Genomic DNA, 14,998 nt, shown 5'->3' on the forward strand with positions numbered 1-14,998 from the left:
AAAATCTTTTCAACCGTTCGAAGTTCTGAAAGCCCGCCGGCCGTCGCCGGCGGGTACCTGCGGGTCAGACGGTCCAGGGGGCCGGCTTTTCCGGGTTCAGGTTGAACTTCTGCATCGCCTTGGCGACATCGGAGACCGGCACCTTGCCCTCTTCCTGCAGCGCTTTCAGCGCCGCCAGTACGACGTAGTGACGGTTGACTTCGAAGAACTCGCGCAGCTTGGTGCGGGTGTCGGAACGGCCGAAGCCGTCGGTGCCCAGCACCTTGTAGCGCGCCGGGATGAACTCGCGCAGCTGATCGGCATACATGCGCATGTAGTCGGTCGATGCGATGACCGGCCCCTTGCGACCCTGCAGGCACTCGGTGACGTAGGCCACTTTCGGCTCGGCTTCCGGGTGCATCAGGTTCCAGCGATCGGCCGCCTGAGCGTCACGGCGCAGCTCGTTGATGGAGGTGGTGCTCCAGACATCGGACTCGATGCCGTACTCGTCGCGCAGGATGTCCGCAGCCGCCTCGACCTCGCGCAGGATGGAACCGCAACCCATCAGCTGAACCTTGAGTTCCGCATCCTTGCCTTCCTTGAGCAGGTACATGCCCTTGACGATGCCTTCTTCGGCGCCGACCGGCATTTCCGGATGGGTGTAGTTCTCGTTCAGCGTGGTGACGTAGTAGAACTTGTTCTCCTGATCCTGGTACATGCGCTTGAGGCCGTCCTGGATGATGACCGCAACCTCGTAGCTGTAGGTCGGATCGTAGCTGACGCAGTTCGGGATCATCTGCGCCATCAGGTGGCTGTGACCGTCCTGGTGCTGCAGGCCTTCGCCGTTCAGGGTGGTACGACCGGAGGTCGCGCCGATCAGGAAACCGCGGGCCTGGCTGTCGCCGGCGGCCCAGGTCAGGTCCATCACACGCTGGAAACCGAACATCGAGTAGAAGATGTAGAACGGCACCATCGGGCAGTTGTTGTTGCTGTACGAGGTCGCACAGGCCAGCCAGGCCGAGAAAGCACCGGACTCGTTGATGCCCTCTTCAAGGATCTGGCCGGTCTTGGACTCCTTGTAGAACATGATCTGATCGGAGTCGTGCGGCACGTAACGCTGACCTTCGGAACTGTAAATGCCGAGCTGTCGGAACATGCCTTCCATACCGAAGGTACGGGCCTCGTCCGGCACGATCGGCACGATGCGCTCGCCGATCTGCTTGTCCTTGACCAGCACGTTGAGCACACGGTTCAGCGCCATCTGGGTCGAGAGCTCACGCTCGCCGCTGGACTTGAGCTGACCGGAGAAAGCATCCAGCGCCGGGGTTTCCAGCTTCTCGAACTCGGAACGACGGGTCGGATAGAAACCGCCGAGGCTCTTGCGGCGCTCGAACATGTACTTCATTTCCGGCGACTCGGGCGACGGACGGTAGTACGGCACGTCCTTGAGCTGATCGTCGCTAAGCGGAATGTTGAAGTTGTCGCGGAACGCCTTGAGATCCTCCAGCGCAACTTTCTTGATCGAGTGGGTATCGTTCTTCGCCTGACCGGAAGTACCGGTACCGTAACCCTTGACGGTCTGCGCCAGGATGACGGTCGGCTGGCCCTTGTGGTGGTAGGCCTCGTGATAGGCCGCGTAAACCTTGTAGGGGTCGTGGCCGCCGCGGTTCAGCTTCATGATGTCGTCGTCGGACAGGTCGGCAACCATCTCCGCCAGCTCCGGGTACTTGCCGAAGAAGTGCTCGCGGGTATAGGCGCCGCCGTTGGCCTTGTAGTTCTGCAGCTCGCCGTCGACGACCTCGTCCATGCGCTTCTGCAGCAGACCCTTGTCGTCCTTCTCGAACAGCGGATCCCAGTGACGACCCCAGAGGCACTTGATCACGTTCCAGCCGGCACCACGGAAAATGCCTTCCAGTTCCTGGACGATCTTGCCGTTGCCGCGCACCGGTCCGTCCAGACGCTGCAGGTTGCAGTTGATGACGAAGATCAGGTTTTCCAGCTGCTCGCGGCCGGCCAGGGAAATGGCGCCCAGGGTTTCCGGTTCGTCGCACTCGCCGTCGCCGAGGAAAGCCCAGACCTTGCGGTCGCCGCGGTTGATCAGGCTGCGCGCGGACAGGTAACGCATCACGTGCGCCTGGTAGATCGCCTGGATCGGACCCAGACCCATGGAAACGGTCGGGAACTGCCAGAAGTCCGGCATCAGCCAGGGGTGCGGGTAGGAGGACAGACCGTTGCCATCCACCTCGCGGCGGAAGTTGTCCAGCTGCTCCTCGGTCAGACGCCCCTCGAGGTAAGCACGGGCGTAGATGCCCGGCGCGATATGCCCCTGGAAGAACACCATGTCGGAGTCCTGCTCGCCTTCGTTACCCCGGAAGAAGTAGTTGAAGCCGATATCGTACAGCGTCGCCGACGAAGAAAAACTCGAGATGTGGCCGCCCAGACCTTCCTTGTTGTCGTTGGCGCGCATGACCATGGCCATGGCGTTCCAGCGGATAAAGGATCGGATGCGGCGTTCGACGAACAGGTCGCCCGGCATACGGGCTTCGTCTTTCGGCTTGATAGTGTTGCGGTAGGGGGTGGTCATGGCACCGGCGCCGCCGACGCCGATATCGGTCGCTTTCTGACCCAGCTGTTTCAATATGTAGCGCGCGCGCTCGTCACCGTCGTTCTTGGCGACCGACTCCAGCGCGTCCAGCCATTCCTGGGTTTCAATCGGATCTATGTCTTCTACGAAATCTAGCACTTTGCCTTCTCCACTCATTATTGTTCGAGCAGTCAATCCCACTTTAAGCGCCAAGGCGTTCGGCCTGTTGTGCAGGCTCCGCCCCGCCGACCATCGTTTCGTTCTTATTATCTTGTAGTAATACTACATAATGGTGTCGACGATTATGCACAGATCAACAAAAGATCGCAACAACCACCGCTTTCACGGCCTTTCTTGTAGTAAAAATACATTTCGTGACATAGCCACTACAAAACCGTCGCAAAACGGCATGCCCTTCAGACCCTGCACTGCCCTGACCGCGCCTACTGACTGATATTGGCCCGCCGCAGGGACCTCTCCAGCCGCGTATGCTCGCGCTCGCCCTCGAGCAGCGCCTCTTCGACATAGGACAGATGATGATGCGCGGCCTTGCGTGCGTTGTCCGGCTCTCCGGCAAGGATAGCATCCATCAGCTCCCTGTGCTGATCATGGATCTTCTCGCGGTAGCCCGCCCGGGGATAGATATTGAGCAGGTTGTCGGTGATGTGCTGGCGCAGAAGGGTGAAAAGCGCCCGCATCATGTGCAGCAGCACCATATTGTGGGTGGCGGCGGCGATGGCCAGGTGAAAGTCGAGGTCGGCGTCGACCTCCTTTTCGAACGCCTTGGCAACATGAAAGCGCTGCAGGTCCTCATAACGCGCCTTGATCTCCTCGCGATCCGCAGCCGTGCTCCGCAGCGCCGCATAATAGGCCGACACCCCCTCCAGGGCATGACGGAACTCGAGCAAATCGTACTGGGCTTCCGGGTGGGTCTTGAACAGCTCGAGCAGCGGATCCGAAAAGGACCCGCCCAGGTCCTCGGAGACATAGGTTCCGCCACCCTGACGGCTGACCAGCAACCCCTTGGCGGTCAGTTTCTGCAGCGCTTCGCGCAGCGATGGCCGGGATACCTCGAACTGTACGGCCAGCTGTCGCTCCGGCGGCAGCTTTTGTCCCGGCTTGAAAGTTCCCTCCAGAATCATCTCTTCCAGCTGCTGCACGATGACATCGGAAATCCGGGGCTGCTTGACCCTTTGATAGGCCATTGGATGGGTTCCTCCCTCGACGCTGATGGCGGCGGAAGCGGCAAGGCCACCTTTCCGGCCGATGACATGAGTGAATAGCCGACAGCCGACTGATGCACAACAATTGGTAAAACCAATTATCACTCCTGAGCCTGCCGTTGTTCAACCACCTTTCCCGAACCCGGGAATTACCCACAAGGAAGGGATTGACAAGCAGCGATCAAAAAAAATACAGTACAACGCAAGCCGATGGTAAATTGGTATTACCAATTTAGGCGTAAAAACTTCGGGCCGACCACGCCGGACGGCCTCCCGGCGAAGCAACAACAACAATGAACTGCTATCGAGGATGCCTCATGAGAACTTTTGCCAAGTCCATGCTTTCCGCCGCCGTACTGGGCACAACACTCGCCGCTGCCGCCACATCCAGCCTCGCCGCAGACAGGGTACTGCTGAAAACCCCGGTCGCCTTCGGCACCAACCTGCCGGCGCTAGGCACTACCATCACCTGGGTTGCCGACCGCCTCGACAAGGTCAGCGACGGCTCCATACGGATGAAAATCTACGAGCCCGGAAAACTGGTCAGTCCACCGGAGATCCTCGATGCCGTCTCGTCCGGCAAGGTCAACTCCGGCTACGCCACCGCCGGCTACTGGCAGGGCAAGATTCCGGCCGCGGCGTTGTTCTCCGCCGTGCCCTTCGGCCCGGAGGCCGGCGAGTACATGGCCTGGCTGTACTACGGCAACGGCATGAACCTCTACCAGGAGATGTACGACAGCGCCGGCTACAACGTGAAGGTGCTGCCCTGCGCCATCCTGTCCCCGGAGACCTCCGGCTGGTTTTCCAAGCCCATCGAGAAGCCGGAAGACCTGCAGGGGCTGAACATGCGCTTTTTCGGCCTCGGCGCCTCGGTGATGGAAAAGCTCGGCGTCGGCACCGTGCAGCTGCCGGGCGGTGAAATCTTCGGCGCCCTGGAAAAGGGCGCCATCGATGCCACCGAATTCTCCCAGCCGGCGATCGATACCCGCCTGGGTCTCAACAAGATCGTCAAGTACAACTACTTCCCGGGCTGGCACCAGCAGGCGACCATCTTCGAGCTGCTGGTCAACAAAGACGCCTGGAACGGCATGAGCGAAGGCCAGCAGGCCGTGGTCGAGACCACCTGCATGGCCTCGGTGACCAACTCCATCGCCGAGGGCGAGGCGATGCAGTTCCCAGTGATGGCCGATGCCAGGCAAAACGGCGTCGAGATCCGCTACTGGAACCAGACCATGCTTGATACCTTCAGCGAAAAATGGCAGGAAGTGGCGGCCGAGAAATCCGCCGAGGACCCCTTCTTCAAGAAGGTCTGGGATGACCTGAGCCAGTTCCGCCAGGGCTACGACCTGTGGGAAAGCAACGCCTTCCTGCCGCGCAAGCAGGCGAACTAGGCGTAAGGACGTGAGGACGTGAGGACGTGAGGACGTAAAGTTTCATCCTTACGTCTCACGCCTAACGCCTTACGCCTTACGAGCCCCCCCAGAATCCTTCACTTTTTCAGCCAGCTTCTTTGGAAGGTATTACTTCGTGCATGACAACAACACACTGCCGGCGGTGCCGCTGGCGGACCGCATCGACAGAGGCATCCGACGCCTGACGCTCGGCATCGGCTGGTGCTACGTGGCGCTGGTTCTGGTGATCATGCTGCAGGTGGTGCTGCGCAAGGGCTTTTCCCACGGACTGATCGCTCTCGAAGAGCTGCAGTGGCACCTCTACGCCATCGGCGTGATGTTCGGCCTTAGCCTGGCCCAGACCACCGACTCCCATATCCGCGTGGATCTGTTCCACACCGGCTTCAAGACCGCCAACAAGCGCATCATCGAGATCCTCGGTATCCTGCTGCTGCTGCTGCCGTTCATCGCGGTGATCTTTCTGCACAGCCTCGACTTCGTCGCCGATTCCTGGCGCATCAACGAGAGCTCCTCGGCGCCGTCCGGCCTGCCCTGGCGCTGGCTGATCAAGGGCGCGATCCCGGTCAGCATGGCGCTGCTGGCGCTGGCCGTGCTGTCGCGGCTTTACCGTGAAATCGTATTGCTGGCGCGGGGAGAATAAAAACGATGGAAATCAATGAAGTTCTCGTGTCCCGGGAAGGCCGGTTCCTGTCGCTTGATATAACGGCTTGCCGGGGAGTCTGATTCTGATGGAAGCCAACGAAATACTCGTAATAGCGATGTTTTTGTCGTTCATCGCACTGCTGTTCACCGGCTTTCCGGTGGCCTGGGTGCTGGGCGGCATCGGCATCATTTTCGCCTTTATCGGCCAGCTGTCCGATACCTATTTCGATACCATTACCGGGCTCGACTTCCTGACCCTGGGGCTGGTGGTGAACCGGCTCTGGAAGATCATGGACAACTGGATCCTGGTGGCGCTGCCGATGTTTATCTTCATGGGCATCATGCTCGACAAGTCCGGCGTCGCCGAAAAGCTGATGCACTCGATGCAGGAACTGTTCGGCCGGGTGCGCGGCGGTCTTGCCGTCACCGTCACCGCCATCGGTATCATCCTCGCCGCCTCGACCGGCATCATCGGCGCTTCGGTGGTGCTGCTGGCGGTGATGTCGCTGCCGGCGATGACCCGCCAGGGCTATTCGATGCCGCTGGCGCTCGGGACCATCGCCTCGGCAGGGACCCTCGGCATCCTGATACCGCCCAGCATCATGCTGGTGATCATGGCCGATCAGCTGGCGCTGTCGGTGGGCGACCTGTTCATGGGCGCGGTGGCGCCGGGACTGATGCTGGGCGCGCTCTACATCGTCTACATCCTCGGCTACGGCCTGCTCAAACCCGCGGCGGCGCCGGTACCGGCCGATGCCCAGCCGGTGACATTCAAGGTGGTGTTCAACGTGCTGCGCGCGGTGCTGCCGACGCTGCTGCTGATACTGGTGGTGCTGGGCTCGATCTTCACCGGTATCGCCACCCCGACCGAGGCTTCCGGCGTCGGTGCCCTGGGGGCCACTCTGCTGGCGGTCTACAACCGCAAGTTCAGTCTCAAGGTGCTGAAGGACGTGGTCGCCGGCACCACCAACACCACTGCCTACATCTTCGCGATCTTCATCGGCGCCACCTGTTTCGCGCTGGTGCTGCGCGAGCTCGGCGGCGACGAGCTGATCGAGTCCTTCCTCACCGGACTGCCGTTCGGCCCCTACGGCATCATCTTCTTTATCCTCGGGGTGATCTTCCTGCTCGGCTTCTTCCTCGACTGGATCGAGATCACCCTGATCGTGCTGCCACTGCTGGCGCCGGTGATCTCGGCACTGGGGCTGAGCATCGACGGCTACGGCGTGGTCGACAACCCGGAGCTGGTGTGGTTCGTGATGCTGGTGGCGATGACGCTGCAGACCAGCTTCCTGACACCGCCGGTGGGCTTCGCGCTGTTCTACCTCAAGGGCGTCTGCCCGCCGGGGGTCAAGCTGAGCCAGATCTACCGCGGCGTGATTCCGTTCATCGTGCTGCAGCTGATCGGCCTGCTGATCCTGGTGTTCGCACCGGAGCTGGTGCTCTGGCTGCCAGCGAAAGCCTACGGGTAACAGGTTACGGGTTACGGGTTACGCGTAACCCGTAACCCGTAACCCGTAACCCGTCACCCGTCACCCGTCACGCCTTATGATTTCCAATCGAGGTCCACAACGATGAAACCGGCTTACCGGGCATTCCTGCAGCAGCTCGAAACCTTCATACCGGAGTCGCGGCTGATCACCGATCCGCTGCGAACACTGGCCTACGGTACCGATGCCAGCTTCTACCGGCTGATTCCGCAGATCGTGGTCCGCGTCGAGTCGGAGCAGGAAGTGATCGAGCTGATCGCACGGGCGGGCGCCGAGCGGATACCCCTGACCTTTCGCGCCGCCGGCACCAGCCTTTCGGGCCAGGCCATCACCGACTCGGTGCTGGTGCAGCTCGGGGACGGCTGGAACGGGCATCGTCTTGAGGACGGAGCACGGCGGATACGGCTTCGGCCCGGCGTGATCGGCGCCCAGGCAAACCGCATTCTGGCGCCCTTCAACCGCAAGATCGGCCCCGACCCGGCCTCGATCAACGCCGCCCGTATCGGCGGCATCGCCGCCAACAACGCCAGCGGCATGTGCTGCGGCACCGCCCAGAACAGCTACCGCACCCTGGCGTCGATGCGACTGATCCTGGCCGACGGCACCCTGGTCGATACCGCCGACCCCGTGTCGGTCGCGGCCTTGCGCCAAAGCCATGGTTCACTGCTGGCCGAGCTCGATCGGCTGGCGCGGGAAACCCGGTCCAACGAAGCGCTGCGGGCACGCATCGAGCACAAGTACCGGCTCAAGAACACCACCGGCTATGCGCTCAACGCCCTGGTCGACTTCGAGGATCCGGTCGAGATCCTGCAGCATCTGATGATCGGCTCCGAGGGGACACTCGGCTTCATGGCCGAGATCGGCTACCACACCGTCGAAGAACATCCGCACAAGGCATCGGCGCTGATCGCTTTCGACCGGCTGCAGACCTGTTGCGAAGCCGTGGCGCTGCTCAAGGCCACACCGGTTTCTGCGGTCGAGCTGATCGACCGCGCCGGTCTGCGCTCGGTGGAGGACAAGCCGGGCCTGCCGGATTTCATCCGCGCGCTGCCGAACGATGCCGCCGCGCTGCTGGTCGAAACCCGGGCCGCGACGCCGGAACAACTCGAAACCCAGGTGGCCGCCATCAGCTCGGCGATTGCCCACCTGCCCACCAGCCAGCCGCTGTCCTTTACCACCGACCCCGTCGAGTACGGCCGCTACTGGGCCATCCGCAAGGGCCTGTTTCCGGCCGTGGGGGCAGTCCGGAAAACCGGCACCACGGTGATCATCGAGGATGTCGCCTTCCCGGTCGAGCGCCTGGCGGAAGCCGTCACCGAACTGCACGCGCTGTTCCGGAAGTGGCATTATCCGGAAGCGCTGATCTTCGGCCATGCGCTGGAGGGCAACCTGCATTTCGTCTTCACCCAGGCATTCGATACCGCCGACGCACTGCAACGCTACGAAGGCCTGATGGAGGATGTGGCGCAGCTCGTGGTCGGCCGGTTCGACGGCTCGCTGAAGGCCGAGCACGGCACCGGCCGCAACATGGCCCCCTTCGTCGAACTCGAGTGGGGCCAGGACGCCTACCGCCTGATGTGGCAGCTCAAGGAATTGTTGGACCCTGGCAACATTCTCAATCCGGGCGTGCTGCTCAACCGCGACCCGCGGGTGCATCTCGACAATCTCAAGCCGCTGCCGGCCGCCGATCCGCTGGTCGACAAATGCATCGAGTGCGGCTTCTGCGAGCCGAGTTGTCCGTCCCGGGACCTGACCCTGACGCCGCGCCAGCGGATCGTCATCTGGCGCGAAATCGCCCGGCTCGAGGCCAGCGGCGAGGACCCCGAACGTCTGGCGGCGATGCGTCAGGAGTATCGCTATCAGGGCACCGATACCTGCGCCGGCTGCGGCCTCTGCTCCACCACCTGCCCGGTCGGTATCAATACCGGCGATCTGACGCGCTCGATCCGCAGCCGCGACAACGGGAACCATGCCCGGCTGGCGCAGTGGCTGGCAGACCACTACGGCGGCGTGACCCGCACCAGCCGAACCCTGTTCCGCCTGGCCGATGCCACCCACGGAGTGCTGGGCCGCGAACGTATGCAGCGGCTGACCGGCGGCCTGCGCCGGCTGTCCGGCAACCGGCTGCAGCAGTGGACGCCGGCGATGCCGACCGCAGCGGCGAGAATCCCGCTGGCAACGAAGGGGGCCGATACGCATCGACCGAAGGTCGTCTATCTGCCCAGCTGCGCCAGCCGCACCATGGGCCCGCCGCGCGGCGCCATCGACAGCCGCTCGCTGGCGGAGGTTACCGAACAGCTGCTGCGCAAGGCCGGTTACGAAGTGATTTATCCACAGGGCCTGGACGCCCAGTGCTGCGGCATGCCCTTCCAGTCGAAGGGGATGTTCGATGCCGCCGATAACAAAGCCCGCGAGACGGAGCGACTGCTGCTAGAGGCAACCGGCAACGGCGCGCTGCCGGTGTACTCCGATACCAGTCCCTGCAGCCTGCAACTGAAAGAGCAGCTGGATCCGCGTATTCGCCTCTACGACAGCGTCGACTTCATCGACGCTTTCCTCCTCGAGCGGCTGCAATTCGAGCCGCTCGACGAACCGGTCGCGCTGCATGTCACCTGCAGCGCCACCCGCCTGGACCAGACCGGGAAGCTGAAAAGAATCGCCGACTTCTGCAGCCGCCAGGTCGTGGTTCCAGAGCAGATCGGCTGCTGCGGCTTCGCCGGCGACAAGGGTTTCAGCACGCCGGAGCTCAATGCCTCGGCGCTGCGGACATTGAAAGACACCGTGCAGCACTGCGGCGAAGGCGTATCGACCAGCCGCACCTGCGAGATCGGCCTGACCCACCACAGCGGCATCGACTACCACTCGATCGTCTACCTGCTCGACCGCTGCAGCCGAGCGATGAATGTGCAGCCGTAGGGTGCCGGTAACCGCCATGGACGATGGAAATGCTGTAAACGCAGGAGCGGTTTACAGTAGAGCGCAGCGAACCGCACCGACTTTTCCGGTGCGCTTCGTGTAGGGCACCTTGAGCGCAGCGAAACGTGCCGGATTTATACGCCGGAGCCACGGGCGGCGCAGCTCGCTTCGCTCGGTGCGCCCTACAGGTAGGGCACCTTGAGCGCAGCAACCGCCAGGGATGGCGAGAAGCGCGTAGGTTGGGCGGAGGACGCAGGACGAAGCCCAACAGCGTATATATGACGGCCGCCGGCGTTCACAGTATCATGGGCGCTGCCTGGCCGGGTCATCGCCCGCAGCAGCCACGGCCGCACGGACTTCAGATTAAGGACGCTTGATGGACGGCACCACCTATTCTCTGCTGGAGCGTATCTTCCAGGTCGTTTTCCCGCTGCTGGCGATCGTTTCGGTCGGCTACCTCTACGCCCGCCGGGTCCATACCGACATGTCGGTGGCCAACCGCATCAACATGGACGTGTTCACGCCGGCCCTGATCCTCTCGGTCATGGCGGACAAGTCGTTCGACCTGGCGCTTTACCAGCCGCTGGCGATCGGTGCGCTCTGCGTGGTGCTGGGCTCCGGCCTGCTGCTGCTTCCGCTGTGCCGCCTGATCGGGATCGCGCCGAAAACCTTCCTGCCTCCGATGATGTTCAACAACAGCGGCAACCTCGGCATACCGCTGGCCGTACTGGCGTTCGGCGAACAGGCACTGCCTGCCGCGGTGGTGCTGTTTCTGGTCGAGAACAGCCTGCATTTCACCGTGGGAATGTACATGCTGAACCCTCGCGTCCACCCCTTGTCGCTGCTGCGCATCCCGATGATTCTGGCGGCGATTGCGGGGCTGGTTATCAGCAGCGCCGGCCTGGCGCTGCCGGCGGCGATTAAAACCTTCATCGACATGCTCGGCCAGATCGCCATTCCACTGATGCTGTTTTCGCTCGGCGTAAGAATGCTCAGCATCGATTTCACCAACTGGCGCAGCGGCGTGCTCGGCGCCATCCTTTGCCCTGCAAGCGGCCTGCTGCTGGCGGTCGCGGTACAGCAGATCCTGCAACTCGACGAAACCCAGTACCTGTACCTGCTGCTGTTCGGCGCGCTGCCGCCGGCACTGCTCAACTACCTGGTCGCAGAGCGTTACAACCAGGAGCCGCAGCAGGTCGCCTCCATCGTTTTGCTTAGCAATATGGCGAGCCTGATCATCATTCCACTGGTGCTGGCGTTTATACTCTGACCCGAAGTGATAAAAGGCACGGGCCGGAGGATGGGTAGAGCGATGCATCCCAATGAAACCAAACGGTTTCCACGTTGCTCGGGCATCGCGAAACCCGTCAAATCGATCGCATTGCAGATCGATTGGTGTCGGCTGGCAGAGCGGGTGTTGGGTTCCGCGGCTTCGCCGCTTCACCCAACCTACAGGAGATATCGAAGGCACGAAGCGGAGGGTGGGTGAAGACGCAACACCGGTAAATCGTTCCGGCCAGCATGGATCCATACCGCGCCGTAACCCGCAATATCGATCGCATTCCAGATCGATTGGTGTCGGTTGGCACCGAGGTATTAGGGTGTTGGTTACGGTCCTTCGGACCTAGACCCAACCTGCGGGACGACAAAGAAAAGATGACGGCGCCTCCGGCGGAGGCGCCGGGTTCCGTCTACTCCGCCGGCGTGGACACGCCGATCAGGTCGCGGTTTTTGTCGATCGTCGCGCTGCCGATGCCTTTGACGGCACTGAGCTGATCGACGCTGCTAAAGGGGCCGTTGGCCTGCCGGTATTCGACAATTGCCTTGGCCTTGGCCGGCCCGATACCCACCATCACGCTGGACAGCTGTTCGGCGCTGGCGCTGTTGATATCGAGGGTTTCGGCATTCGCTGCGGAAAAGGGCAGAAAGACGAGGCAAAAAGCCAGCATCAGCGCCCGTGCAAGGGGACTGTTCATCATGAACCTCCATGTATTGTCATCATTGAGCCGGACATCCGTTCCGGCCCATAAACGAATAGCACAGAGGTTCCGTGATCGCCAGCGCGACTCAGACTGCGCGAGCCTCGGCAATCTCTTGCTGGATAGCAGACAACGTGGCGAGCGGATCGCTGGCACGCGTGATCGGACGGCCGATGACCAGGTAGTCGCTTCCGGCGGTCACGGCCTGACCCGGCGTCATGATCCGACGCTGATCACCCGCCTCGGCATCGGCCGGACGAATACCCGGCGTTACCAGCTTGAAGGACGGGGAAATCAGTTCACGCAGCGGCTCGACCTCCTGCGCCGAACAGACCACGCCGTCGAGCCCGCTGCGCTCGGTCAGCTGCGCCAACCGCCGGACCTGCTCCAGGGGCTCCAGGTCGATGCCGATCTCGCGCAGATCCTGCTGTTCCATGCTGGTCAGCACCGTAACCGCGATCAGCAGGGTACGCCGCTCGCCGGCCACCTTTTCCAGCTCGTTACGGGCCGCCTCCATCATCCGGCGCCCGCCGCTGGCGTGCACGTTCACCATCCAGACGCCGAGCTCTGCGGCCGCACGCACGGCCATCGCCGTGGTATTGGGAATATCATGAAACTTGAGGTCCAGAAAAACATCGAACCCGCGCGCCTGCAGCGCCTCGACCACCGCTGGCCCGCTGCGCGTGAACAGCTCCTTGCCCACCTTGACCCGGCACTGCGCCGGATCGAGCCGCTGTGCCATTGCCAGGGCCTGCGCCTGATCCGGATAATCCAGCGCCACCAGTATCTGCTTCGAATCTGTCGTCATCGTTGTCTCGCCTATTGGCCGGTGCCGGTCGATGACCGTCACCGCTTGGTAATCGGTTGAACGCTATTCGCCCTCGAGGCCCTGGATCGGCCGGGTCGAGCCCCACTGCCGACAGGACGGGCATTGCCAGAGCAACAGCCGGCCCGCAAACCCGCACTGGTCGCAGCGGTAGCGCGGCTTGCTCTGCTCAAGCTGGTCGGTAAGACCGTGCAGTACCTCGAGGCTGTCCCGGGCGCTGCGCGCGCCATGCTCGATGTGCATGTCGATCAGGCGATTGAAGCCCCGGATGGACGGGCGCCGTTTCAGCTCTGCGGTGATAAAGGCCCCCGCGGCGTAAACACCCCGGGTGTCGCGTATCTGCTCCGCCAGGGCCAGAATCAGGCTGGTCGAGGGCGCCCGCGCCATCAACCCGCGCAGGCTGTTCTGGTAGTCGTCCTCCCGATCCAGCCCGCGATAGCACTGCTGCAGCGGCTGCAGGATCTCGGACACGAACAGCGGGTCCTGCTCCACCACCTGCTGCAGCGCCTGAATGGCCGGGCGCCACTGTTGCCGGGCAATACGCACCCCTGCCTGCAGCAGACTTGCCCTGACCGCCTGCGGATCGTGCTTCAGCGCCCGCTTCAGCCAGTCCTCGGCCGCATCGTACCCGGCATGACGCAACTGATGCTCCGCCAGCTCGCAACAATAATGCGCCAGCTCATGGCGGATATCCTTGCGACAGTCGCGATCCAGAGACGCCGCGACCTCGAGCGCCCGCTGCCATTCGCCTTCCTTCTCGTACAGCTTGACCAGCAGTTGCAGCGCTTCGATCCGCATCTCGGCCGGCGGCGAACTGTCGATCACTTCCTGCAACAGGACTTCGGCACGGTCCAGCAGACCGACGGCATCGTAATCGCGCGCCTGCGCCATCTGCACCCGGAGGCGATCGTTGGGCGCCAGTCCCGGACGGTCCAGTAACCCCTGATGCAACTTGATGGCGCGCTCGACGTCGCCCTTCTTGCGCAGCAGCTTGGCCAGCGCCAGATGGGCGGTAAGACTTTCGGGCTTGAATTCGAGGGCACGGATAAAGCTCTCGATGGCATCATCCGTGCGCTCGTCGACGAGGTGATCGAGGCCTGTCAGGTAGTCGCGACTCAACGCCTGTTCCCGCGCCATCGCGCGGACCCCGGCTTCCCGTCGCCCCAGCCACCAGCCGGCTGCAACCGCCAGAAACAGCGGTACGATCAGCAGATAGTCGGCCATTTCAGGCGCTGTCTTTGGCGCCGGTCGTCCTTAGCTGGTCGAGTTCACGATACGCCTGGGTGGCACGCTTGCGCGCCGAGCGCAACCGGGTCTTGAGCCCGAGAATGGCGAAACTGCTGAGCACCACGCCAAGGATGCCGCCACAGACGAAAGCGGCGATCAGCCAGAGCGACAGACTCGCCTGGGGCAGTTGCACGAAAATCAGGTCGATAGCGACCTTGTCGGTATTGTGAATGGTGAACAGTATACCGATCAGCAGGATTAGCAGGCATACGAGGCCTGTCAGCAAAGATCTCAACCAGCGCACTTGATATGGCCTCCGGCGTGCATGACTAATATCCCGGGCGCTCCGCCATACTGTCGTTGACCTGCTCTCGCAGCTCTTTGCCCGGCTTGAAATGGGGTACGTGCTTGGCGGTCAGGGGGACCGACTCGCCAGTCTTCGGATTACGGCCGATTCGCGGCGCGCGGTAGTGTAACGAAAAACTGCCGAAGCCGCGAATTTCGATACGGTCGCCATGGGCCAGCGCCTCGGTCATGTGGTCCAGCATGGTCTTCACGGCCAGCTCGACATCTTTTACAGACAGCTGATTATGACGGTCTATCAGTCGTTCGATCAGTTCCGACTTGGTCATGACAACTCTCCCAAAGATTCAGGCCGCGTTGCAGCCCCTGATTCCGCACGACTACGCTGCGCGGAAAACCGCAGAGGAGAGCTATTGC

The 14,998-nt window shown here is 62.3% G+C and carries 12 protein-coding genes; 5 read left to right on the plus strand and 7 right to left on the minus strand.

Annotation, left to right across the window (positions count from 1 at the left end; translation table 11 throughout):
- Positions 1 to 64 precede the first annotated feature (64 nt).
- Both aceE and pdhR read right to left on the minus strand, forming a co-directional pair.
- On the minus strand, positions 65 to 2,740 hold the full coding sequence (aceE, locus tag IEX85_RS12255) for a pyruvate dehydrogenase (acetyl-transferring), homodimeric type (RefSeq protein ID WP_188860872.1): 2,676 nt from the start codon (positions 2,738 to 2,740) through the stop codon (positions 65 to 67).
- Between the two features lie 266 nt (positions 2,741 to 3,006).
- Positions 3,007 to 3,768 (minus strand): pyruvate dehydrogenase complex transcriptional repressor PdhR, encoded by a 762-nt coding sequence (gene pdhR, locus IEX85_RS12260; protein ID WP_188860873.1) that lies wholly within the window; start codon positions 3,766 to 3,768, stop codon positions 3,007 to 3,009.
- 335 nt (positions 3,769 to 4,103) lie between these two features.
- Here pdhR and IEX85_RS12265 point away from each other — a divergent pair, with 335 nt between their 5' ends.
- From IEX85_RS12265 to IEX85_RS12285, 5 genes are all read left to right on the plus strand, one after another.
- Positions 4,104 to 5,177 carry a TRAP transporter substrate-binding protein gene (locus tag IEX85_RS12265; RefSeq protein WP_188860874.1) on the plus strand — a complete coding sequence of 358 codons (1,074 nt, stop codon included), beginning with the start codon at positions 4,104 to 4,106 and terminating at the stop codon, positions 5,175 to 5,177.
- A 136-nt stretch (positions 5,178 to 5,313) separates the two neighbouring features.
- Positions 5,314 to 5,838, plus strand: a complete 525-nt coding sequence (locus tag IEX85_RS12270) for a TRAP transporter small permease subunit (protein ID WP_188860875.1) — start codon at positions 5,314 to 5,316, stop codon at positions 5,836 to 5,838.
- Between the two features lie 88 nt (positions 5,839 to 5,926).
- Complete coding sequence (locus IEX85_RS12275) at positions 5,927 to 7,312, plus strand: TRAP transporter large permease (protein WP_188860876.1); 1,386 nt, start codon at positions 5,927 to 5,929, stop codon at positions 7,310 to 7,312.
- 102 nt (positions 7,313 to 7,414) lie between these two features.
- Complete coding sequence (locus tag IEX85_RS12280) at positions 7,415 to 10,246, plus strand: FAD-binding and (Fe-S)-binding domain-containing protein (protein ID WP_188860877.1); 2,832 nt, start codon at positions 7,415 to 7,417, stop codon at positions 10,244 to 10,246.
- 376 nt (positions 10,247 to 10,622) lie between these two features.
- Positions 10,623 to 11,516, plus strand: coding sequence for an AEC family transporter (locus tag IEX85_RS12285; RefSeq protein WP_188860878.1), 894 nt, complete (start codon positions 10,623 to 10,625; stop codon positions 11,514 to 11,516).
- A gap of 421 nt (positions 11,517 to 11,937) precedes the next feature.
- On the opposite strand, the gene IEX85_RS12290 is transcribed toward IEX85_RS12285, so the two are convergent.
- From IEX85_RS12290 to ihfB, 5 genes are all read right to left on the minus strand, one after another.
- Positions 11,938 to 12,222, minus strand: a complete 285-nt coding sequence (locus IEX85_RS12290; RefSeq protein WP_188860879.1) for a ComEA family DNA-binding protein — start codon at positions 12,220 to 12,222, stop codon at positions 11,938 to 11,940.
- A gap of 91 nt (positions 12,223 to 12,313) precedes the next feature.
- Positions 12,314 to 13,033, minus strand: coding sequence for an orotidine-5'-phosphate decarboxylase (pyrF, locus tag IEX85_RS12295; protein ID WP_188860880.1), 720 nt, complete (start codon positions 13,031 to 13,033; stop codon positions 12,314 to 12,316).
- A 63-nt stretch (positions 13,034 to 13,096) separates the two neighbouring features.
- Positions 13,097 to 14,275, minus strand: a complete 1,179-nt coding sequence (gene lapB / locus IEX85_RS12300; RefSeq protein ID WP_188860881.1) for a lipopolysaccharide assembly protein LapB — start codon at positions 14,273 to 14,275, stop codon at positions 13,097 to 13,099.
- Between the two features lies 1 nt (position 14,276).
- Complete coding sequence (locus IEX85_RS12305) at positions 14,277 to 14,582, minus strand: LapA family protein (protein WP_188860882.1); 306 nt, start codon at positions 14,580 to 14,582, stop codon at positions 14,277 to 14,279.
- A gap of 25 nt (positions 14,583 to 14,607) precedes the next feature.
- Entirely contained in the window at positions 14,608 to 14,910 is a 303-nt protein-coding gene (gene ihfB, locus IEX85_RS12310; RefSeq protein WP_188860883.1) for an integration host factor subunit beta, read from the minus strand.
- Positions 14,911 to 14,998: the final 88 nt, after the last annotated feature.

Origin of the sequence: Marinobacterium nitratireducens (assembly GCF_014645375.1) — a bacterium.
Taxonomy (GTDB): domain Bacteria; phylum Pseudomonadota; class Gammaproteobacteria; order Pseudomonadales; family Balneatricaceae; genus Marinobacterium_A; species Marinobacterium_A nitratireducens.

What these genes read in the sequence shown, in the direction of transcription:
- aceE (WP_188860872.1), bottom strand. Translation starts at nt 2,740, where the DNA reads ATGAGTGGAGAAGGCAAAGTGCTAGATTTCGTAGAAGACATAGATCCG.
- pdhR (WP_188860873.1), bottom strand. Translation starts at nt 3,768, where the DNA reads ATGGCCTATCAAAGGGTCAAGCAGCCCCGGATTTCCGATGTCATCGTG.
- IEX85_RS12265 (WP_188860874.1), top strand. Translation starts at nt 4,104, where the DNA reads ATGAGAACTTTTGCCAAGTCCATGCTTTCCGCCGCCGTACTGGGCACA.
- IEX85_RS12275 (WP_188860876.1), top strand. Translation starts at nt 5,927, where the DNA reads ATGGAAGCCAACGAAATACTCGTAATAGCGATGTTTTTGTCGTTCATC.
- IEX85_RS12280 (WP_188860877.1), top strand. Translation starts at nt 7,415, where the DNA reads ATGAAACCGGCTTACCGGGCATTCCTGCAGCAGCTCGAAACCTTCATA.
- IEX85_RS12285 (WP_188860878.1), top strand. Translation starts at nt 10,623, where the DNA reads ATGGACGGCACCACCTATTCTCTGCTGGAGCGTATCTTCCAGGTCGTT.
- IEX85_RS12290 (WP_188860879.1), bottom strand. Translation starts at nt 12,222, where the DNA reads ATGAACAGTCCCCTTGCACGGGCGCTGATGCTGGCTTTTTGCCTCGTC.
- pyrF (WP_188860880.1), bottom strand. Translation starts at nt 13,033, where the DNA reads ATGACGACAGATTCGAAGCAGATACTGGTGGCGCTGGATTATCCGGAT.
- lapB (WP_188860881.1), bottom strand. Translation starts at nt 14,275, where the DNA reads ATGGCCGACTATCTGCTGATCGTACCGCTGTTTCTGGCGGTTGCAGCC.
- ihfB (WP_188860883.1), bottom strand. Translation starts at nt 14,910, where the DNA reads ATGACCAAGTCGGAACTGATCGAACGACTGATAGACCGTCATAATCAG.